Genomic DNA, 20,537 nt, shown 5'->3' on the forward strand with positions numbered 1-20,537 from the left:
TCCCCGCGGGGGCGGGCCTCGTAGACTCGCCCCCGTGACTCTCAGACTCCACGACTCGGCCACCCGCGAGGTCCGGGACTTCGTCCCGCGTGTTCCCGGACGGGCGAGCATCTACATCTGCGGGCTCACCACCCAGACCAGCCCGCACATCGGCCACCTGCGCTTCGCCGTGGCCTTCGACGTGCTGCGGCGCTGGATGGAGCGCGGGCACGGGCTGCAGGTGACGCTCGTCCGGAACGTGACGGACATCGACGACAAGATCCTCGTCAAGTCCGCCGAGCACGACGTCCCGTGGAACGAGTGGAGCCAGCGCTACGAGCGGGAGACGACCGCGGCGCTGGAGACCATCGGGGTGCGGCCGCCCTCCTACGAGCCGCGGGCGACCGGGCACGTGCCGGACATGGTGGAGCTCATGGAGCGCCTCATCGAGCGCGGGCACGCGTACCCGGCGACCGACGGCTCAGGGGACGTCTACTTCGACGTCCGCTCTTGGCCCGCCTACGGCGAGCTCACCCGCCAGCAGATCGACGACATGGCCCCGGCCGCCGACGCCGACCCGCGCGGCAAGCGGGACCCGCGCGACTTCGCGCTGTGGAAGGGCGCCAAGCCGGACGAGCCGCACACCGCCACCTGGCCCACCCCGTGGGGTCGTGGCCGCCCCGGCTGGCACCTCGAGTGCTCGGCCATGGCTTGGCGCTGGCTGGGCGAGGAGTTCGACATCCACGGCGGGGGCAACGACCTGCGCTTCCCGCACCACGAGAACGAGCAGGCCCAGTCGCGGGCCGCGGGCTTCGGCTTCACGAACTTCTGGCTGCACAACGGCATGCTCACCACCGGTGGCGAGAAGATGAGCAAGTCGATCGGCAACACGCTCACCGTCCACGAGCTGACCAAGACCTACCGGCCGCTGGCCGTCCGCTGGCTGCTGGCGACGGTGCACTACCGCTCGGCGCTCGAGTACACCCCGAACTCGCTGACCGAGGCGACGGCGCAGGTGGAGCGCGTCGAGGGCTTCCTCCGCCGCGCGCTCGAGCTCGCCGGGCTCGAGGCCGGCGCCGCGCGCGAGCGGGCCGGCACGAGCGAGCTGCCGGAGGACTTCGTCGCCGCCATGGACGACGACGTGAACGTGTCGGCAGCGCTGGCGGTGGTCTTCGACCACGTGCGCCGGGGGAACAGCGGCCTGGCGGACGGCTCGCTGACGGGGGAGGCGGCCGGTGCCGCCGCCGTGACCGTCGTGGCCATGCTCGACGTGCTGGGGCTCGACCCGCTCGACCCGTGGTGGTCGGACGGGGGCGCCGCGGACGACTCCGCGGCCCGGCGGGCGCTGGACGGCCTGGTGACCGAGCGGCTCGAGGCACGGGCCGCCGCCAAGGCCGCCAAGGACTACGCGACCGCGGACGCCATCCGCGACCAGCTCGCCGAGCTCGGCATCACCGTCACCGACGGCCCCGACGGGGCCGTCTGGGACCTGACGAACACGACGGAGGCCTGACGTGCGAGGCAATTCCTCCCGCCGCGGAGCGGTGCGCAAGGACAGCAAGAAGGGCATGCAGGTGGGCTCGGGCGGCCACCGCCGCAGGGGGCTGCAGGGCAAGGGCCCGACGCCCCGCGCCGAGGACCGCGCCTACCACCCGGCGGCCAAGCGGGCCCGGCGGGCGGAGAAGGCATCCGGCGGGCAGCGTCCGTCCCGATCCTCGAAGGCCCGCAGCGGCAAGGACTCCACCGAGCTCGTCATCGGTCGCAACGCGGTGCTCGAGGCGCTGCGCACCGGGGTGCCCGCCACCCACCTGTACGTCGCGGCCAGCATGGAGTCCGACGACCGGGTGAAGGAGGCGCTGCGGCTGGCCTCCGAGCAGGGGCTGCCGCTCCTGGAGGCCGGGCGCCCGGATCTGGACCGCCTCACCGACGGCGAGGTGCACCAGGGCCTGGTCCTGCAGGTGCCGCCATACGAGTACCCGGACCTGGCGGACCTGCTGGACGCCACTGCCGAGGTGACGCCGCTGTTCGTGGCCCTCGACGGCATCACCGACCCGCGCAACCTGGGGGCGATCATCCGTTCGGCGGCGGCCTTCGGCGCGCACGGCCTGATCATCCCCGAGCGCCGCTCGGCCGGGGTCACGGCCGCGGCCTGGCGCACCTCGGCCGGTGCGGCCGCCCGGCTGCCCGTGGCCCGGGTCACCAACCTGAACCGGGCCCTGCAGGAGCTGCGTGGGCAGGGTGTCTTCGTGGTCGGGCTCGACGCCGACGGTGACGTGGACCTGCCCGGCCTGCCGCTCGCCCCGGACCCGCTGGTGGTCGTCGTGGGCTCGGAGGGCAAGGGGCTGTCCCGCCTCACCCGCGAGCACTGCGACCAGATCGTGAACATCCCGATGTCGGGGCTCACCGAGTCGCTGAACGCCGGGACCGCGGCCGCGGTGACGCTCTACGAGATCGCTCGCGAGAGGGCCCGCCAGCAGGGCTGAGGTCCGCGCTCAGGGCCCCGGCGGCTGGTCGAGGGTCTCCGGCGAGGTCGCGTCGCGCGGGGCGAGCAGGACCTCCTCGTGCCGCTTCCGGGGGAGCACCTGCTCCACGTAGTCCCCGATCGTCTCCTCGATCGTCAGCGCACGTCCCTGCTGCTCCGAGAGGTACCAGCGGTGCTCCAGCACCTCGTGGAACAGCTCGGCGGGCTCCAGCCTGCCCCGGAGCTCGACCGGGACGGTCCGGGTGATGGGCTCGTAGATGCGGGTGAGCCAGTCGTGGGCCACGAGCGTCTCGTCGTCCGCCTGCCGGCCCTGCGAGGCCGCGAACGAGTCCAGGTCGTTGAGCAGCCGCCGGGCCTGGTTCTCCTCGACGTCCAGCCCGGTCAGCCGCATCAGCCGCCGGCTGTGGTGGCCCGCGTCGACGATCTTCGGCTGGATGCGCAGTCGGCTGCCCTCGATGTCCGTGCTCACCTCGAGCTCGCCCACGTCGAAGCCCAGCTGGTTCAGGGCCGTGATGCGCTCGGCGATGCGCCAGTGCTGGTCGGCGGGGATCTCCTCGGTCTGCGTCAGCTCGACCCACAGCAGCTCGTAGCGCTCCTGCAGCCGGTCGGCGGTGGCCACCGGGTCGGTCTCCGGGGGCAGCAGCCCGCCGCCGATCAGGTCCAGCAGCTCCCCGGCGACGTTCCCGTGGGCCAGGTACAGGTCGTGCTCGCGCTGCCCGTCGGTCAGCTCGTTGTGCATCTCCGCGGTCTCCACGTCCACCACGTAGGCGGCGAACTCCCCGGCGTCGCGGCGGAACAGCGTGTTCGAGAGGGACACGTCGCCCCAGAACATCCCGGCCATGTGCACCCGCGTGAGCAGCACCGCCAGGGCATCGATGAGCTTGACGGCCGTCGGGTGGCGCAGGCTCTGGCTGAACAGCGCCCGGTAGGGCAGGGAGTAGGGGAGGTGCTGGGTCACCAGGCAGGCGTCCAGCGGGTTCCCCTCCGCGTCGACCCGCCCGGCCACCACGGCGACCGGGTCGACCGCCGGCTGGTCCAGCCGGTCCAGCACGTGGAGCAGCCGGTACTCCTTGCGTGCCAGGCGCTCGGTGATCTCCTTGACCGCGAGGATCTCCCCGTCCACCTCCACGAAGCGCACCACGTGCCGGGAGATGCCGCGCGGCAGTGCCGCCACGAGCTCCGGCGGCCAGTCCTCCAACCGGGTGCTCCACGGCAGGGTGAACAGCCCCGGCCGGGGGCGGGCGGCGGTGATGTCCAGGGCCATGTACCCAGTCTGCTCCTCCCCCCGCATGGAGGCTCGGTGCGGCCTCAGACCGGGGTGTCGCCCTCGCGCAGGTCGGCCAGCTCCGAGAGCAGGCGCGCGACGTCGTCGATGCCGTCGACGCGGGAGGTGGCGGCGGTGGCACCCTCGCCGACCTTCACGAGCACAGCGGCGGCCTCGTCCTCGAAGGCGCGGAAGACCGTCTCGTCCGTGACGTCGTCGCCCGCGAACCAGAGCGTGTGCCCGGGAGTGCGCTCGCGGTGCTCGCGCCGGTGGTGGCGGTCCTCGCCCAAGGAGTCGATGAGCCGGCGCAGCGCCTCTCCCTTGGTGGTGCGCAGCACGCTCATCTCCAGCACGTTCTTGCCCACCATCGGCTCGACGCCGCAGCGGCGGGCGAGGCGACGGACCGCCGCCCGGGCCTCGAGCGCCACCTCCTGCGTGGCTTGCCGCGTGTGCACGACGACCCCGGCGAACTTCACCTCCAGGGAGGTCCCGGGGAGCTCCTCGACCAGCCCGCGGCCGCCCGTGATGAGCATCTCCCGCTGGGCGGCCTCGTCCTCGTCGAGCCCGGCGGGGGCCTCGTGACCGACCTGCCACTGCTGCCCGCCGTGTGAGCCGAGCAGGGACACCCCCTCCTGCGGGCCCAGTCCGCTGAGCTGGTGGAGGGTCTGCACGTCGCGGCCGCTGACGAGCACGACCTCCGTGGTGGGCAGCGCCGCGAGCCGACGCAGGGCCGCGACGGCCCGTGGGGCGGGCACCACGGCCATCGGGTCGTCCTCGAAGGGGGCCAGCGTGCCGTCGAAGTCGGTGGCGACGACCAGCCACGGGGCCCCGGCGAGGTGCCGCTGGTCGGGGGCCGGGAGGGTGGTCTCGTCCTGCATCAGGCGCCCTCGCCCGGAGGGTCGTCCGGGCCGTCGGTCATCACCTGCGGGTCGGGGTCCCCGATCGGCGGGTGCTCGGGGGCGTGCTCCAGGCTGCGGAGGAACTCCCGGCTCCAGGTGTGCACGTCCTTCTCCATCACCACCGCCCGCAGGGCCCCCATGCGGCGGCGCTTCTCGGCGTCGTCGTCGGTGATCGCCCGCAGCAGCGTCTGCTTCAGCCCCTCGATGTCGTGCGGGTTGCACAGGTAGGCGTCGCTGAGCTCCTCCGCGGCGCCGGTGAACTCGCTGAGCACCAGCGTGCCGCCGCCGTCCACCTGGCAGGCGACGTACTCCTTGGCCACCAGGTTCATGCCGTCGCGCAGGGGGGTCACCAGCATCACGTCGGCGGCCAGGAAGAGGGCAGCCATGTCCTGTCGCGGGTGGGAGCGGTGGATGTAGTGGATGGCCGGGGCGCCCAGCGTCGAGTGGTCACCGTTGAGGTGCCCGACCGTCCCCTCCACCTGCTCCCGCAGGTTGCGATAGGCCTCGACGCGCTCGCGGCTGGGGGTCGCGATCTGCACGAAGGTCGTGCTCGGAGGTGCGACGCTCCCGTCCGCCAGCAGCTCGCCGTAGGCCTTGAGGCGATGGCGGATGCCCTTGGTGTAGTCGAGCCGGTCGACGCCCAGGATGAGGGTCTCCGGGGCACCCAGGGAGCGCCGCAGCTCGGCCGCCCGCTGCTGGACCGCCTCGGTGCGGACCATCTGGTCCAGCTGGCGCGAGTCGACGCTGATGGGCACCTCGGCCGCCCGCACCCTACGCCCCTCCTCAGCGGAGAGGGTGAGCACGTCGCCCTCGAGGGTGACCCCGGCCAGACGCGCTGCCGAGCGGCGGAAGTTGGCGGCGTCGTCGGCGCGCTGGAAGCCCAGGAAGTCCGCCCCCAGCAGACCCCGGAGGATCTCCATCCGCCACGGGAGCTGCGAGAAGAGCTCCACCGGGGGGAAGGGGATGTGGTTGAACCAGCCGATGCGCAGGTCCGGGCGCAAGTCGCGCAGCAGGTGGGGGACGAGCTGCAGCTGGTAGTCCTGCACCCACACGGTCGCACCGGGGGCCGACACCTCGGCCGCCGCGCGGGCGAAGCGCTCGTTGACCTCGCGGTAGGTGTGCCACCACTCGCGGTGGAAGGTCGCCGAGACGATCACGTCGTGGTAGATCGGCCAGATCGTCTCGTTGCAGAAGCCCTCGTAGTAGCTGCGGACCTCCGCGGCGGAGAGCGGCACCGGGTGCAGGTGGATGTCGTTGTCCTCGAACGGCTCGGGGGCCTCACCGGCCTCGCCGGCCCAGCCCACCCAGGCGCCGTCGGTCACGCGCATCACGGCCTCCATGGCCGTGACCAGGCCGCCGGGGGAGGTGCGCCACTGCGTCGTGCCGTCGTCGTCCACCACCCGGTCCACCGGCAGGCGGTTGGCCACCACCACGAACTCGAAGGTGTCTGTGCTGGGCTCGCTCACGTCATCCTCCCGGTGGGGCGACGCCGCCCCTCGCGCTCACCCCACCACAGGGCGCAGGGGGTCGCAAACGCCCGACGCGGCGGTCCGCCGCAGGTTGCAGGGCCACCGGCGGGGGCGGCTCTTACCCTCGTGGCATGGAGATGACGGAGGTCGGCCCGTACCGGTTGCAGGAGCGGCTCGGTCAGGGCGGGATGGGGACCGTTCACCGTGCGCTGGACGAGGCCGGGCGCGAGGTGGCCGTCAAGGTGCTCCACCCCCACATCGCCTTCGACGGCGGCTCGCGGGAGCGGCTGGAGCGCGAGGTCTCCACGCTCGCCCGGGTGCGGCACCCGCGGGTGGCCAGCTTCCTGGACGCCGACGTGGACGGCCCCACGCCGTACGTCGTCACCGAGTTCGTCCCCGGTCTGCCGCTGGACGAGCACGTGGCGGCCCACGGTCCCCTCGACGGGGACGCCCTGCACCGGTTCACCGCCGGCGTGCACGAGGCGCTGCGGGGGATCCACTCGGCGGGCGTCGTGCACCGGGACCTGAAGCCCGGCAACGTCATGGTCATGCCGACGGGCGAGCCGGTCATCATCGACTTCGGGATCGCTCACATCGGCGACGAGAGCCGACTGACCGCCACCGGCATGGTCATGGGCACACCCGGCTACCTCGCCCCGGAGCTCGTCATCGGGGCCGAGCCGACGGTCGCGACCGACTGGTGGGGGCTCGGTGCGGTGCTGGCCTTCGCCTCCACCGGCCGCAACCCCTTCGGTGGCGGGCCGAACGAGGTGGTGCTCTCCCGCATCCGCCGGGGCGAGCACGACCTGCGGTCCATGGACGACGCGTGGCGGCCGCTGGCCGAGGCCTGCCTGGCGGTGGACCCGGCCGCCCGTCCCACCGCGGCGGACGTGCGGGCGGTCGTGGAGAACGGCGGTGGCGAGCTGCCGGCGCGCAAGCGCACCCAGCGGCTGGCGGTCCAGACCGAGGACGACGACGCGACCCAGCCCCTGCAGGTGTCCTCCGGCGACGCCGGGGCGGCCGCGGGGGGCCGGGCGACCCAGCCGATCGAGCGTCAGCCCACCCGGGCCATTCCCCGCAAGCGGATGTCCCGGGGGGAGATGGGATTCCTGCAGCCCCCGGCGCAGCACCGCGACCAGCCGGCGGGGCAGGTCCGTGAGCAGGAGCCCTCCGCCCCGTGGCCGTCGGCGCACTCGGCGCAGCAGCCGGTCGACGCCCACCAGCCGCCCGCCGGCCAGTTCCCGCCCGGTCTCCGGGCCCCGGTGCCGCAGCACGCGCCCCAGACCCCGTCCGTGCAGCAGCCCGCCGCCCAGTACGTGCCCCACCAGCCGCCCCACCCGGGTGGAGCCTCTGGTGCCCCCGCCTGGCCGCAGGGCGGCTTCCCGCCGGGGGGCTTCCCGCAGGCCGGTGCCCACCCCGCCGGGCCGGTGAGGACCCCTCGGCTGCACCCGTACGACCCGCGGACCCGGCAGCCGCGCCACCCGTGGGTGGTCGTGGCCGGTTCCCTGTGGGTCATCGCCCTGGCCATGGTCTGGCCCGTGGCGGCCGGCGTGGTCGTGGCCGTGTGGGTGCTGCTGGTGCGCTGGGCCGACCACGCGGCCATGAGCCACCTGCACCGCCTCTTCGCCCGGGGGCGGCGATCCGGTGATGCCTGGCGCATCGCGCTGGGGAGCCCGTGGCACTTGGTCACGGCGCTCCTGCGGGGGGCGGCGTCGCTCATCGCCCCGGCGCTGCTGGGGGCCGCCGCGGTGGTGCTGGTCGACCTCGGCCTGGGCCACCGGCCCCTCGCGTCCTTCGACGGCACGCTCACCGGCCTGGACAACGCCCTGGCCTGGGGGACGGCCGCCTTCGTCGTCGTGCTGGCGCTCTGGTGGGGGGTCGACAGCGCCTCGCTGAGGCGCGGGACCCGGCTGGTGCTGGAACCCCCGTTGCGCCGCACCGTGATCGAGGTGCTGGTCACGCTCGTTCTGCTCGCGGTGACGGCTGCGACGGTCGTGTGGGGTCTTTCACACGGGTGGCCGACAACCCTGTCACCCCTAGGGCGATGAGGGTCGGTGGGACACCCCGACCTCCTACCGTGGTTTGACCTCGGCACCTGGATGACTATTGTCTACGCCCGTGCCGACCTTCCGTGTCGGCGCTGACAACTCCAGATCAGTCACTCAGTACTTCGATCGCGCATCCGCCGCCCAAACCCGCCACGGATGTGCTCTGCCAGGAAAGCCCTGGGGCATGGCGGGTGTGGGGGACCCACGTAATACGCGGGGTTCGTCCCCGCTCGGGGTGAAGCCTCCTGACGGAGGCCGGGACACCTGACGTTCCGAACCCGACAGCTCACTCCACCGGCGGTGCAGTCAGGAAGGATCCCCATGTCCCGTTTCCCCTCCATGTCCTCCCGCGCCCTCGGCGCCGCCGGCGTCTCCGGCGCGTTCATCGTCACCGGCTTCGCTGCCGCCGCCCCGGCCAACGCCGCCGGCTCCTACGACGCCTCCGTCTGGGACCGCGTTGCCCAGTGCGAGTCCAATGGCAACTGGTCCATCAACACCGGCAACGGCTTCTTCGGTGGTGTCCAGTTCACCAACCAGTCCTGGGCCGGTGTCGGCGGCCTCGAGTTCGCCCCGCGCGCCGACCTCGCGTCCAAGTCCGAGCAGATCGCCGCTGCCCGTCGCCTGCTCGCCATGCAGGGCCCCGGCGCCTGGCCGCTGTGCTCGGTCGAGGCCGGTCTGACCTCCGCCAACGGTGGCGCCGACGTCAACGCGATGCCCGGCGACGCTGCTCCGACCCCGGAGCCGAAGCCCGAGCCGAAGCCGGAGCCCAAGCCGGAGCCCGCCCCCAAGCCGGAGCCGAAGCCCGAGCCCAAGCCGGAGCCCGCCCCGGTCTCGCAGCCGGTGACCACCCCGGCGCCGGCCGAGAAGACCGCTGAGAAGCCGGCCGAGACCTCCGAGGCCACCACCTGGACCATCGACCGCGGTGTGAACCTGCGCCCGGCCGCCGGCATGGACAACACCCCGAAGGGCCTGCTCGAGGCCGGCACCACCATCGAGGGCGAGAAGCTGGAGAGCGGCTGGGTCAAGACCGACCGCGGCTACTTCTGGCACACCTTCGGCACCGAGCAGGAGGCCGAGACCCAGACCTTCACCATCAACCACGGTGTGAACGTCCGTCCGTCCGAGGGCATGGACAACGACCCGATCGGTGTCTACAAGGCCGGTTCCACCGTCGAGGGCGTGAAGCTCGAGAGCGGCTGGGTCAAGACCGACCGCGGCTACTTCTGGCACACCTTCGCCAACTGAGCTGAGCCGCTGACGCCCTGCGCGTCGGTTGCCTGACGAGGACCCCCGCACCACCCGAGGTGGTGCGGGGGTCCTCGTGTCTGTGGACAGGGATTGACGGAGGTCCGGGTCTCGCTACTCTGTCACCGGCGCTCGTCCCCTCCAGAGCGGGTGCCTCCCTCACACACATCACCGCGCGTGTCCGCCGCCCCGCTCACCACGGGCACGCCCTGCCGGTCCGCCGGGCCATGGTGAGCTCGGGAGAGTCTCCCGTGGCCGCCGACCGTCCGGTCCGTGGCCCGACGTGGAGTTCACCGGCAGGTGGCGGGACGCACGGCGTCACGCGCCCGAGGGCGGAGTCTCCAGGAAGGAACCTGCATGTCCCAGCACTCTTCCCTCGCCAAGGGCGGCACGGCCGTCGCCGGCCTGACCGGGTCCCTCGTGGCCACGGGCCTGGCCGCGACCCCCGCCCAGGCCGCCTACGAGCCCGCCGTGTGGGACCGCGTCGCACAGTGCGAGTCCAACGGCAACTGGTCCATCAACACCGGCAACGGCTTCTACGGAGGCGTCCAGTTCCACCAAGTGTCCTGGGCCGGTGTCGGCGGTCTGGCGTTCGCCCCGCGCGCCGACCTGGCGAGCAAGTCCGAGCAGATCGCCGCCGCACGCCGGCTGTTGGCCGCGCAGGGCCCGGGTGCCTGGCCGGTGTGCTCCGTCAAGGCCGGCCTCACCATGGATAACGGCGGCGCGGACCGCGACGCCATGCCGGACGACGGTGACACGGACCCCGACCCCGAGCCGCAGCCGGTGGAGTGGACCATCACCGACCGGGTGAACTACCGCGTCGGCCCGGGCACGAACCACGAGGCCGTCGGCAAGCTGCACCCTGGGACCAAGGTCGAGGGCACCAAGCTGGACAACGGCTGGGTCAAGACCACCGAGGGCAAGTACTTCTGGCACTCGTTCGGCACCACCGACTCGGAGGCCCCCACCACGGAGTCCTTCACCATCGAGCGTTCGGTGAACGTCCGCTCCGGTGCGGGCCTTTCGCACGACATCGTGGGGCGCTACGCCGTGGGGACGACCGTCGAGGGCACCCAGCTGCCCAACGGCTGGGTGAAGACCGACCGCGGCTACTTCTGGCACTCCTTCGCGGCCTGATCGACCCCATCGCGTGATCCGTCTCGATCGCGCAGGCGCACGACGGAGGGCCCGCCCCGGCACGGGGGCGGGCCCTCCGTCGTGCCGGGGCGGGGCCCGGCGGTGGGCTGGCGCCTAGACTGTGCGCGCACAGGCCCCTGTAGCTCAGTTGGTAGAGCAGCTGTCTTGTAAACAGCAGGTCGCGGGTTCGACTCCTGTCGGGGGCTCCACGACGCGCAGGTGGGGTGACCGGACCCGCGTCACCCCACCTGCGGAAGACCCCACGCGTCGGCCAGCAGCTCGGCCGAGCGGACGCGCATCGCGGGGTCGTGGGTGTACGTCGTCGTGATCACCTCGTCGAGCTGGTACCGGTCCACGAACGCCTCGAGCCGCTCGGTGACCTGCTGCGGGTCGCCGACCATGCGGATGCCGTGCCCGTCGGCCAGCTGCAGCAGGTCCTGCGGCACCACCCGGTCGATGTCCTCCACCGGCGGCTGCAGCGGGGCGGGCCGTCCGGAGCGGATGCCCGCGGCCAGCTGCTGCGAGGTGGTGAACAGGTAGCGGGCCTCCTCCTCGGTGGGAGCCACGAGGGCGTTCATGCCCGCCATCACGTGGGGGCGGTCCACCTGGGCCGTGGGCGCGTCGGGGTCGAACTGGCGCCGGTAGACCTCCAGCGCCTGCTCCAGCTGCGCCGGGGCGAAGTGGCTGGCGAACGAGAAGGGCAGCCCGAGGGCCGCGGCCACCATGGCGCCACCGGTGGAGCTGCCGAGCATCCACAACGGCACCCCGGTGCCGCCGCCCGGCACGGCGCGGACCTGCCCGACGGCCGCCTCCGGCTCGTCGCCGAACCACTGCGCCAGCTGCGCCACGTCGTGCGCGATGTCCTGCAGCTCCGCCGAGCGACGGGCCAGCGCGGCGGCCGTCATCGGGTCGGTGCCCGGAGCACGCCCCATGCCCAGGTCGATGCGGTCGGGGAAGAGCGTGGCCAGCGTGCCGTAGTACTCGGCCACCATGAGCGGCGAGTGGTTCGGCAGCATCACGCCGCCGGAGCCGAGCCGGATGCGCTGGGTGCCCTGCCCGAGGTGCCCGATCAGCAGCGCCGTGGCCGAGGACATGAAGGTCGTCGTGTTGTGGTGCTCGGCCACCCACAGGCGGTGGTAGCCCAGATCGTCCAGCCGCTGTGCGTAGGTCCGGGAGGCCTCGATGGCGTCGGCCGGGGCCATGCCCTCCGAGCGCGGGACGAGGTCGAGGACCGACAGCGGCACCCGGCCCGAGCCACGCTCCGGGACCGCCTCCGCGGGGGAGCGGTGGTCGGTGCGGTCGCTCATGCGATGGCCTCGGCGATCGGCGTCCGGCCCTCGTTGAGGGTGATCGTGCGGCGCAGGGCCGCGTGGGAGCCCTCGCCGAGCACGTGGGCGATGACCGCCGCGACGTCCGCGCGGGGCACCTGCGTGGCCTCCCGGGCCGTGGTGTCGACGGAGCCGGTGCCCGCGTCCTCGGTGAGCCGGCTCGGCGCGAGGATCGTCCACGCGAGGCTCGACTCGCGCAGGAACGCGTCCGCGACGGCCTTGGCCTGGGCGTAGTGGAAGAAGCCCATGTCGAAGGGCAGCGGGTGGTCCAGGTCGGCGCCGAAGAAGCTCACCATCACGTAGCGGGGAACGCCGGCGTCCCGGGCGGCCTTCATGGAGGCGATGGCGGCGGCCTGGTCCACCGCGTAGGTGCGGGCCAGGTTACCGCCACCCGCGCCGGCCGACCACACGATCGCGTCCTGCCCGCGCATCGCCTGCACGAGCTCTGTGTGCTGGGCGTGCTCGACGTCGAGGACCAGCGGCTGGGCGCCGGTGGCCCTCACGTCGTCGACCTGCTCGGGCTTGCGGATGACGCTGGTGACCTCGTCCCCGCGGTCGGCGAGCAGACGGGCAGCCTGCAGCGCGATCTTGCCGTGTCCACCGATGATCAGAATGCGTGCCATGCCCTCCACCCTCTCGCAGCGGGGCCCCGATTGGGCACACTGGGGGGCATGCTCATCGCCGATCTGCCCACCGTGACCGTCCACCGCACCAGCGTCTCGGAGATGGACAACCGCTGCTACGTGCTCACCTCACGGGCCACCGGTGCGCAGGTGCTCGTCGACGCCGCGGACGACCCCGACGCGCTGAGGGGTCTGCTCGCCGAGGCCGCGCAGGGGGAGCCGGACCTGCGCGCGATCGTGACCACCCACCGTCACTGGGACCACGTGCGTGCCCTGGCCGCGATGGCCGGGGACGGGGTGGACCTCTACGGCGGGGAGGCCGACGCAGCAGCCATCGAGGAGCAGGCCGGGCTCGAGGCCGGGGCCGTCCAGCCGCTGGAGGACGGTCAGGCCGTGCAGGTCGAGGACATCGAGCTGCAGGTGATCCCGCTGCGCGGCCACACGCCGGGGTCGGTCGCCCTGGTGCTGGTCGACGGCGGGCAGACCCACCTGTTCACGGGCGACTCGCTCTTCCCCGGCGGCGTGGGCAAGACCTCCGGGGACGAGGACTTCCGGCAGCTGCTCTCGGACGTGAGCGGGCGGCTGTTCGACGTCTTCGACGACGCCTCCCACGTGCACCCCGGCCACGGGGAGCCGACCACCCTGGGCTTCGAGCGGCCGCACCTGCGCGAGTGGGCCGAGCGGGGCTGGTGAGGTGACGGACCGTCCTGCCGGGGGCGATCGGGCGGGGGCCGGGTCGCTCCCGGAGGTCCGGCGGCTGGGGACCGTCGATGAGCTCGCGGCGCTGATGGCGGCGCCGGGGCGGACCGTGGTGGTCTGCTTCACCGGGTCCTGGTGCGGCAGTTGCTCGGTCTTCGAGCCGGTCTTCGCGCAGGTCGCGGACGAGTTCTCGGGCGGCGACCGGGTGTTCACGGTGGTCGACACCCAGGAGGTCCCGGCGCTGTCGACCGCCTGGTCCGTGCACACGGTGCCCACCGTGGTGGCCCTCCGCGACGGGGTGACCGTCGACCGCATCGACGGGCCGGTGCCCGCCCGCGAGCTGCGGCGCCGGATGTTGAACACATGAGGCATGAGGAGTCGCGGGACCGGGCGCGACCGCCTACGTCATCCTGCTGACGCTGGTGGGCCCCGTCCTGGCCCGCTGGGCCGAGCCCGCGCTGGCGCGCGTCGGGTCCTTCGACCGTGGCACAGTGGCCGCATGAGCGCAGCGCAGGACACGCAGGCCCAGGACGTCCCCGCCCAGCAGTCCGCCGAGTCGGGAGGCACCCCGGACGCGCCCCGCCCCGAGGGGCCGGTGACGCTGGTCATCCTCGGCGCCTCCGGTGACCTGACCCAGCGGTTGCTGCTGCCCGGCATCGGGACGCTGCTGGAGGCCCAGCCCGAGCGGGGGCTCACCCTCGTCGGGGTGGACCGGGAGGACATGGGCGAGGAGTGGAACCAGCTGGTGCGCGAGCGCTTCGCCGACGAGGGGGTGCCCGAGGAGACGCTGGAGCGGGTGCTGGGGGCGACGCGCTTCGAGCAGGTGGACCTGCTGGAGGGCACGCAGCTGGCGGACTTCGTCGGTGGGCTCTCCGGTGCGGTGGTGCTGTACTTCGCGCTGCCGCCGGCGGTGACCATGGCGGCCTGCGAGAAGCTCGAGGGTGCCGACCTGCCGGAGGACCTGCGGCTGGCGCTGGAGAAGCCCTTCGGCGAGGGGGCCCAGAGCGCCCGGGAGTTCAACGCGCGGCTGCTGCGGCTGGTGCCGGAGAACCAGATCTTCCGGGTGGACCACTTCCTGGGTGTGGCGACGCTGCTGAACTTCATCGGCATGCGCTTCTCCAACCGGGTGCTGGAGAAGGTGTGGAACGCCGAGGACATCGCGATGGTGGAGATCACCTACGACGAGGACCTCGCGCTGGAGGGCCGGGCCGGGTACTACGACAAGGCCGGCGCGCTGCGCGACATGCACCAGAGCCACCTGCTGCAGGTGCTGGCGATCGTGGCGATGGAGCCGCCCGCCCGCATCGACGCCGACGAGCTGCGCGACCTCAAGGCGCACGTGCTCAACGCGACGCGGCTGTGGGACGACGACGCGACGGTGGCGACCCGGCGGGCGCGCTACACGGCCGGGACGATCGACGGGCGGGAGATCCCGGACTACACCGCCGAGGAGGGGGTGGACCCCTCGCGGGAGACCGAGACGCTCGCGCAGATGGTGGTCGAGGTGCGGACCAACCGGTGGACCGGGGTGCCCTTCGTGCTGCGCAGCGGCAAGGCGCTGGGGGAGAAAGCCAAGGAGGTGCGGATCACCTTCCGCGACGTGCGGCACCTGCCGCAGGGGCTGCACGGGCGGCAGGGGCCGGACCAGCTGGTGGTGAGCCTGAAGCCGGGGCCGGTGGAGCTGCACCTGACGATGAACTCCACCGACCCGACGAAGATCGAGCAGAAGGTGCTGTCCACGACCGTGGGCGACCCGGAGCTGCTGCCGTACGGGGAGGTGCTCGGCGGCATCCTGGACGGCGACCCGCTGCTGACCGTGCGCGGGGACACCGCGGTGCAGTCGTGGCAGCTCGTCGACCAGGTGCTGGCCGCGTGGAAGGCCGGTGACGTGCCGCTGGAGGAGTACGCGGCCGGCTCCTCGGGGCCGGACGGCTGGGCGGTGGACCCGGCCGCGCTCGCGCGCTGAGGGGGTGCGGCGGGGCGTTCGGTGCGCGGCGCGGGACCGGGGCCGGTCGGTCGCTTGAGCGCGGCGGCTGGGGCCGCAGTCGGGCCCAGGGGTCGGGTGTGCTGGGCCGGGGGCGGTCCGCTTGGCCGGGGCTTGAGCACGTTGGTCGGGGGTTGGTCCGGTTGTCCCGGGTGTGCTCCTGAAGCACGCGGAGCCGACCCGGGCCAACGTGCTCAACCCCCGGTGTGGAGGACCGTGCCCCACGAGGCGTGACCGTACGGTGCGGGGCCTGCGTCGCCGGGGCCGGAGCGAATGGCGTCCGGGTGCGGGCCTGCGTCGTCTCGGTGTGGGGCCGGCACCGGACACCTCTGCGTCGCTCGGGCCGGAGCCGCCCCTGTGGACGGTGCCCGACGCGGATCCGCGTGGTGCCGTCACGATGCGGCCATGACCGCTGCATCCCAGCCCGTCCCCGACCTGCCCGAGGAGCTCTGGACCCTGCTGGCCGCGCAGCACGGGGCGGCGCGCTGGGACGAGGTGCGCGGGTGCGGCATCGGGCAGCAGCGCGCCACGGCGCTGGTGCGGAAGGGCGCGCTCGTCCGGGTGAGTCGTGGGGCGTACGTCGAGGGTGCGCGGTGGGCGAGGGCGGACAAGCGGGAGCGTCATGCCCTGCGCGCCACGGCGATCGCGCGCACTTGGGCGGACGGGACGGCGGTGAGCCACGCCTCGGCTGCGCTGCTGCACGGGCTGCCGCTCCTCGTGTTCCCTCCGGTGGTGCAGGGGAGCCGCACCGACGGCGGCCAGAACCGACGACGCCGCACCTACTCGGTCTACCGCGCCTACCCGGGGGTGGAGCCGGTCCTCCTCCGGGGCGTGCCGGCGGTGCCTGCCGCGCACGCGGCGCTCGGGGTGGTGGATCGGCACGGCCTCGAGGCCGGGGTGGTCGTGATGGACGCGGCGGTGCACGGAGGGCTCGTCACCTTCGAGGGCCTGTCGGAGCTGCTGGCACGGTGTCGCTTCCACCCCGTGCACGCGCGGGCCGCCGCGGCGCTGCGTCTGGTGGACGGGGCGACCGAGTCCCCCGGCGAGACGCGTACCCGTTTGGTGCTGCGTCGTCTGGGCTTCGCGGTGCGTTCGCAGGTGGACGTCGTCGGCCCCGAGGGCGTGTGGCTGGGGCGGGCGGACTTCGTGATGGAGGGGGAGCGCGTCGTCATCGAGTTCGACGGGATGGTGAAGTACCGCGAGCACGGGCGGCTGGCGGTCGAGGACAAGGGACGCGACCTGGCGATGCAGCGCGCCGGCTACGAGGTCGTGCGGCTGGTGTGGTCGGACCTGTCGGAGCCGGAGAAGGTGCGGCAGATGGTGGAGGAGGCCGTCCGGCGGGCGCGGGGATCGCGGCCCGGCCGGCGGGTGGCGTGACCGGCGGGGGTATCGGGACGAAGGGCCCTGGCACAGGGCCGCCGCGCCGCGGGGCGGGTGCGTGGTTGGCGCGACGCGGGGCGGGTGCGCTTGGTCGGGGGTTGGTCCGGTTGGCCGGGGGTTGTTCCTGAAGTACACGGAGCTGACCCGGGCCAACGTGATCAACCCCGGGGTAGGGGGACTCGGTCAGGGCCCGGCCGCGGCGGTCAGGCAGGCGAGGACCTGCTCAGCCGAACTGGCCGGGCGGGAGGGCCGCTCAGTCGACCTCGCCGGGCGGATGGTCCGCGCCCATGACGTGGAGCAACCGGTGGGCCGTGGCATCCACGAGCCGGTAGCGCATCGACCGACCGTCGCGGGTGGCCTCGACCCAGCCCTCGGTCCGCAGGGTGCGCAGTGCCTGCGAGGCCGTCGCCTGGCTGATGCCGGCGGTCTCCGCGAGCTCGGCGACGCTGGAGCCCGGGTGGTGGTGCATGCGGTCGAGCAGACGCAGCCGCGTGGGGTCGCCCAGCAGGTCGAAACGCTGTGCCCACTGCAGGTGACGGTCCTCGGCCATGTCCGCAGGCTGCCACACCGGCGCGGTGCGCGGCGGCCGGCCGGGCGCGTCAGCGGTACCGGTCGCCGGCGTGGTGCGCGGCGGCCGACCGGGCGCGTCGCCGTCACCGGTGGCGGAGGGCGAGCCACGCGCCCGTCCCCGTGTCACCGGTCCCGGGTAGCCTGCCGGGGTGCTGGACCCCGACACCACCCGCGACAGGCTGTTCACCCGCTCCTACGTCCTGATGCTGGTCGGCATCGTCGGCGCGTTCGTCAACTTCGCGCTGCTGCTGCCCGTCGTGCCGGCCTGGGCGGAGCACCTGGGCGCCTCGGAGGCCGGGGTCGGCGCCACCACCACCGTCATGATGGCCGCCTGCGTGGCCGGACAGTTCGGCATGCCCTGGGTGCTGCGGCGCTTCGGCTTCGTCGTGCCCTACGTCGCCGGCCTCCTCCTCATGGGGCTGCCGGCCCTCGTCCTGCCCTGGGCCACCGCCGTCGAGGCCGTCTACGTCGTCCAGGCCGTCCGCGGTGTCGGTTTCGGTGCCCTGGTCGTCTCCGGCTCCGCGCTCTCGGCCTCGCTGACCGCCCCGCACCTGCGCGGCCGTGCGGTGGGCATGTACGGCGTCTCGCTCGCCGCCGCGCAGATCCCGGCACTGCCCGCCGGCATCCCGCTGACCGGCTCCATCGGCTGGGCGTCGGTCTTCCTGCTGGCCGGCGCCGCCGCCGTGCTCGTGGCGCCCCTGGCGGCCCGCATCCGGCAGCGCCAGACGGACACCGGCACGCCGGACTCGACCGCCTCGGTGCCGGCCGGTACCGGCCCCGGCCGCCCCTGGCAGATGCCCGCGGTGGTGCTCTTCGCGACCTCGCTGGCCTACGGCGCGGTCGGCACCTTCCTGGGCCTCGGCATCGGCAACACGACCGCCGTCTTCTGGGCGCTGCTGGTCGTCTCCGCCGGGCAGATGGTGGGGCGCGCCTGGGCCGGTGCGGTGAGCGACCGCCGCGGGGTCGGGCCGCTGCTCGCGCCCATGACCGCCCTCAGCGCGCTGGGCACCGCCCTCATGGCCGGCGCCATGACCGAGGCGGGCGACCTCGGCTGGCTGCCGGGCGGGCTCGCCGGGGCCGTGGCGAACGACTTCACCGCCGTCGTCGGGGCCGCGCTGTTCGGCCTCGGGTTCGGTGCGCTGCAGAACGACACCTTCGTGCTGATGGTCGACCGCGCCGGTGCCGCCCGGCTGGGCGGCGCCTCGACCGTGTGGAACGTCGGCTACGACGCCGGCACGGGGCTCGGCTCCATCGTCGTCGGCGGGCTGGCGGCCGTGACGGGGCTGGCCGGGGGCTTCGGGGCGCTCGCGGCCGCGGCGCTGGTGCTGCTGCCGCTCGCCCTGGCCATGGGGGTCACCGAGGCCCGCGCCCGTCGGGCCACGCGGGAGGCCACCCCGGCGGCATGATGGGGGCATGAGCCGCCACACCGACCCCACGCCCGAGCGCGCCGACGCGATCGTCATCGGACACGGTCTGGCCGGGCTCGTGTGCGCCTCGGAGCTGCTGGCCGCCGGCCGCCGCGTCACGCTGGTGGACGCCCAGCCGGAGAGCGACCTCGGTGGGCAGGCGTGGTGGTCCTTCGGCGGGCTGTTCCTGGTGGACTCCCCGCAGCAGCGGCGGCTGCGGGTGCGCGACTCGCTGGAGCTCGCCTGGGCCGACTGGGAGCGCACCGCCGGGTGGGACCGCGCCGAGGACGACCTGGGCCGCCAGTGGGCGCGCGCCTATGTCGAGTGGGCGCATCGCGGCAAGCGGGAGTGGCTGGCCGACAAGGGCATCCGCTTCTTTCCCGTGGTCGGGTGGGCCGAGCGCGGCGACAACCGCGGGCCGGGCGTGGAGAACACCGGCCCGGGCAACAGCGTGCCGCGCTTCCACATCACCTGGGGGACGGGGCCGGGGCTGTGTGCGCCGTTCATCGACGACCTGCGCCGCGGCGTCGAGGAGGGGCGGGCCACCTACCTGCCCGGACACCGGGTGGCCGAGCTGCTCCGCGAGGGCGACCGGGTGGTGGGCGTGCGGGCCGAGGCGCTCGAGGAGGTCGACGGGGCGGGTGATGCCGGGGGCGCGGGCAGGAGCGGAGACGCGGGTACGGGTGAGGTCGCGAGCCAGGGGGCAGCCGCCCGTCTGGGGACGAACGCCGCGTCGGGTGCTCACGCCGGCCCCACGCTCCCGACGGGGGATCGCGGCATCGCGCGCGGGACCCGCACCGTGGGCGAGGTGACGCTCACCGCATCGGCCGTGGTGCTGGCCACCGGCGGCATCGGCGGGAACGACGCGATGATGCGCCGCGCCTGGCCGGAGCGGCTGGGCACCCTGCCGACCGACCTGCTGCACGGGGTGCCGGCCTACGTCGACGGGTCGGGGCTGGAGCTCGGGGCGCGGGCGGGTGGTGCGTGGGTGAACACCGACCGCATGTGGGCCTACACCGAGGGCCTGGGCAACCCCGCGGAGGTGTGGCACCGGCACGGCATCCGCATCCTGCCCGGACCGAGCTCGCTGTGGCTCGACGCCGACGGGCACCGGCTGCCGGCGCCGCTGTTCCCGGGCACCGACACCCTCGCCACGCTGGAGCACCTGCAGACCACCGGGGCGGAGCACTCGTGGTTCATCACCAACCGGCGGATCGTGGGCAAGGAGTTCGCGCTCTCGGGCAGCGAGCAGAACCCGGACCTGACCGGGAGGTCCGTGCGGCAGGTACTGGGGCGCGTGCGCACGGACGTGCCGGGGCCGGTGCAGGCGTTCATCGATGCGGGGGAGGACGTCATCGAGGCCCCGGACCTGGAGACGCTGCTGGAGCGGATGGAGACGATGGGCGGCCGGCCGCTGGACCGGGCCGCGGTGCGCGAGGCGGTGGCGGCCCGCGGGCGGTCGGAGGACCCGCAGCAGCGGCTGATCCGCGATGCGCGGACCTACCTGGGGGACAAGCTGATCCGGACGGTGCCGCCGCACGCGCTGGAGGACGAGGGGGCCGGGCCGCTGATGGCGGTGCGGCTGCGGATCCTGAGCCGCAAGACGCTCGGTGGGCTGGCCACGCGGCTGGACGGGGCGGTGCTGGACGAGGCCGGGGCCCCGGTGCCGGGGCTGTTCGCCGCGGGGGAGGTCAGTGGCTTCGGCGGCGGTGGCGTGCACGGGTACCGCTCGCTGGAGGGCACCTTCCTGGGCGGGTGCCTGTTCACCGGGCGGCGGGCCGCGCCCCGCAGCTCCAGCGGTTCGGCGACGGCCTGCCGCAGCGTCATGCGCGGGCTCACCGAACGGCGCGGGGACTGGAAGAGCATCGCCACGCCGGGCGCGGGCACACCGGGGCGCAGCGCCACGCCACCGACCTCCACGGTGCCGGCGGTCGGCGTCACCAGACCCGCCACCACCCGGCACAGCGTGGACTTGCCGGCACCGTTGGGTCCGGTGACCGCGGTGGTGGTGCCGGGTGTCAGCT

At 73.9% G+C, this 20,537-nt stretch carries 16 protein-coding genes, 1 tRNA gene, 2 pseudogenes and 1 riboswitch; of the genes and pseudogenes, 12 read left to right on the plus strand and 7 right to left on the minus strand.

What is annotated here, in order from left to right; all coding sequences use genetic code 11:
* The first annotated feature begins 34 nt into the window (after positions 1–34).
* Together cysS and rlmB are read left to right on the plus strand one after the other, a co-directional pair.
* On the plus strand, positions 35–1,492 hold the full coding sequence (cysS, locus tag ACY8FT_RS11675; RefSeq protein ID WP_462419057.1) for a cysteine--tRNA ligase: 1,458 nt from the start codon (positions 35–37) through the stop codon (positions 1,490–1,492).
* Position 1,493: 1 nt separating this feature from the next.
* Entirely contained in the window at positions 1,494–2,462 is a 969-nt protein-coding gene (rlmB, locus tag ACY8FT_RS11680; protein ID WP_462419058.1) for a 23S rRNA (guanosine(2251)-2'-O)-methyltransferase RlmB, read from the plus strand.
* Between the two features lie 9 nt (positions 2,463–2,471).
* Here the strand turns inward: rlmB and ACY8FT_RS11685 are convergent, their stop codons facing one another.
* The 3 genes from ACY8FT_RS11685 to ACY8FT_RS11695 are packed head-to-tail and all read right to left on the minus strand — an operon-like array spanning position 2,472 to position 6,090.
* Positions 2,472–3,725: a DUF4032 domain-containing protein gene (locus ACY8FT_RS11685; protein WP_462419059.1), complete on the minus strand. Its 1,254-nt coding sequence runs from the start codon at positions 3,723–3,725 to the stop codon at positions 2,472–2,474.
* Between the two features lie 44 nt (positions 3,726–3,769).
* The gene (otsB, locus tag ACY8FT_RS11690; RefSeq protein ID WP_462419060.1) at positions 3,770–4,603 is read right to left on the minus strand and encodes a trehalose-phosphatase; all 834 of its coding nucleotides are present in this window, start codon (positions 4,601–4,603) and stop codon (positions 3,770–3,772) included.
* Complete coding sequence (locus ACY8FT_RS11695) at positions 4,603–6,090, minus strand: alpha,alpha-trehalose-phosphate synthase (UDP-forming) (protein WP_462419061.1); 1,488 nt, start codon at positions 6,088–6,090, stop codon at positions 4,603–4,605. The genes otsB and ACY8FT_RS11695 overlap by 1 nt, the downstream gene beginning before the upstream one ends.
* 134 nt (positions 6,091–6,224) lie before the next feature.
* Between ACY8FT_RS11695 and ACY8FT_RS11700 the strand changes: the two genes are divergently transcribed.
* The 4 genes from ACY8FT_RS11700 (at position 6,225) to ACY8FT_RS11715 (ending at position 10,732) form a co-directional block, all read left to right on the plus strand.
* Positions 6,225–8,141 carry a serine/threonine-protein kinase gene (locus tag ACY8FT_RS11700; protein ID WP_462419062.1) on the plus strand — a complete coding sequence of 639 codons (1,917 nt, stop codon included), beginning with the start codon at positions 6,225–6,227 and terminating at the stop codon, positions 8,139–8,141.
* A 154-nt stretch (positions 8,142–8,295) separates the two neighbouring features.
* A riboswitch (cyclic di-AMP (ydaO/yuaA leader) is annotated at positions 8,296–8,456 on the plus strand.
* A 6-nt stretch (positions 8,457–8,462) separates the two neighbouring features.
* Positions 8,463–9,386, plus strand: a complete 924-nt coding sequence (locus ACY8FT_RS11705) for a transglycosylase family protein (protein WP_462419063.1) — start codon at positions 8,463–8,465, stop codon at positions 9,384–9,386.
* 357 nt (positions 9,387–9,743) lie between these two features.
* Positions 9,744–10,523, plus strand: coding sequence for a transglycosylase family protein (locus tag ACY8FT_RS11710; RefSeq protein ID WP_462419064.1), 780 nt, complete (start codon positions 9,744–9,746; stop codon positions 10,521–10,523).
* A gap of 133 nt (positions 10,524–10,656) precedes the next feature.
* Positions 10,657–10,732: transfer RNA gene (locus ACY8FT_RS11715), tRNA-Thr, on the plus strand.
* Positions 10,733–10,762: 30 nt separating this feature from the next.
* On the opposite strand, the gene ACY8FT_RS11720 is transcribed toward ACY8FT_RS11715, so the two are convergent.
* Complete coding sequence (locus tag ACY8FT_RS11720; RefSeq protein WP_462419065.1) at positions 10,763–11,830, minus strand: LLM class flavin-dependent oxidoreductase; 1,068 nt, start codon at positions 11,828–11,830, stop codon at positions 10,763–10,765.
* Entirely contained in the window at positions 11,827–12,474 is a 648-nt protein-coding gene (locus ACY8FT_RS11725; protein WP_462419066.1) for an SDR family oxidoreductase, read from the minus strand. Before ACY8FT_RS11725 ends, ACY8FT_RS11720 begins: the two co-directional genes overlap by 4 nt.
* A gap of 48 nt (positions 12,475–12,522) precedes the next feature.
* Here ACY8FT_RS11725 and ACY8FT_RS11730 point away from each other — a divergent pair, with 48 nt between their 5' ends.
* The 4 genes from ACY8FT_RS11730 (at position 12,523) to ACY8FT_RS11745 (ending at position 16,534) form a co-directional block, all read left to right on the plus strand.
* Positions 12,523–13,167, plus strand: a complete 645-nt coding sequence (locus ACY8FT_RS11730; protein WP_462419067.1) for an MBL fold metallo-hydrolase — start codon at positions 12,523–12,525, stop codon at positions 13,165–13,167.
* A gap of 1 nt (position 13,168) precedes the next feature.
* On the plus strand, positions 13,169–13,540 hold the full coding sequence (locus ACY8FT_RS11735) for a thioredoxin family protein (protein ID WP_462419068.1): 372 nt from the start codon (positions 13,169–13,171) through the stop codon (positions 13,538–13,540).
* A gap of 132 nt (positions 13,541–13,672) precedes the next feature.
* On the plus strand, positions 13,673–15,139 hold the full coding sequence (locus ACY8FT_RS11740) for a glucose-6-phosphate dehydrogenase (RefSeq protein WP_462419069.1): 1,467 nt from the start codon (positions 13,673–13,675) through the stop codon (positions 15,137–15,139).
* A gap of 423 nt (positions 15,140–15,562) precedes the next feature.
* On the plus strand, positions 15,563–16,534 hold the full coding sequence (locus tag ACY8FT_RS11745) for a type IV toxin-antitoxin system AbiEi family antitoxin domain-containing protein (protein ID WP_462419070.1): 972 nt from the start codon (positions 15,563–15,565) through the stop codon (positions 16,532–16,534).
* A 256-nt stretch (positions 16,535–16,790) separates the two neighbouring features.
* On the opposite strand, the gene ACY8FT_RS11750 is transcribed toward ACY8FT_RS11745, so the two are convergent.
* Positions 16,791–17,087: an ArsR/SmtB family transcription factor gene (locus tag ACY8FT_RS11750; protein ID WP_462419071.1), complete on the minus strand. Its 297-nt coding sequence runs from the start codon at positions 17,085–17,087 to the stop codon at positions 16,791–16,793.
* A 169-nt stretch (positions 17,088–17,256) separates the two neighbouring features.
* Here ACY8FT_RS11750 and ACY8FT_RS11755 point away from each other — a divergent pair, with 169 nt between their 5' ends.
* Both ACY8FT_RS11755 and ACY8FT_RS11760 read left to right on the plus strand, forming a co-directional pair.
* On the plus strand, positions 17,257–18,513 hold the full coding sequence (locus ACY8FT_RS11755) for an MFS transporter (protein WP_462419072.1): 1,257 nt from the start codon (positions 17,257–17,259) through the stop codon (positions 18,511–18,513).
* Positions 18,514–18,520: 7 nt separating this feature from the next.
* Positions 18,521–20,293, plus strand: a pseudogene (locus tag ACY8FT_RS11760) (FAD-binding protein); the annotation flags it as partial.
* A gap of 89 nt (positions 20,294–20,382) precedes the next feature.
* Here the strand turns inward: ACY8FT_RS11760 and ACY8FT_RS11765 are convergent.
* A pseudogene (locus tag ACY8FT_RS11765) lies at positions 20,383–20,526 on the minus strand (ATP-binding cassette domain-containing protein); the annotation flags it as partial.
* Between the last annotated feature and the right edge of the window lie 11 nt (positions 20,527–20,537).

This window comes from Kytococcus sp. Marseille-QA3725 (assembly GCF_054950055.1).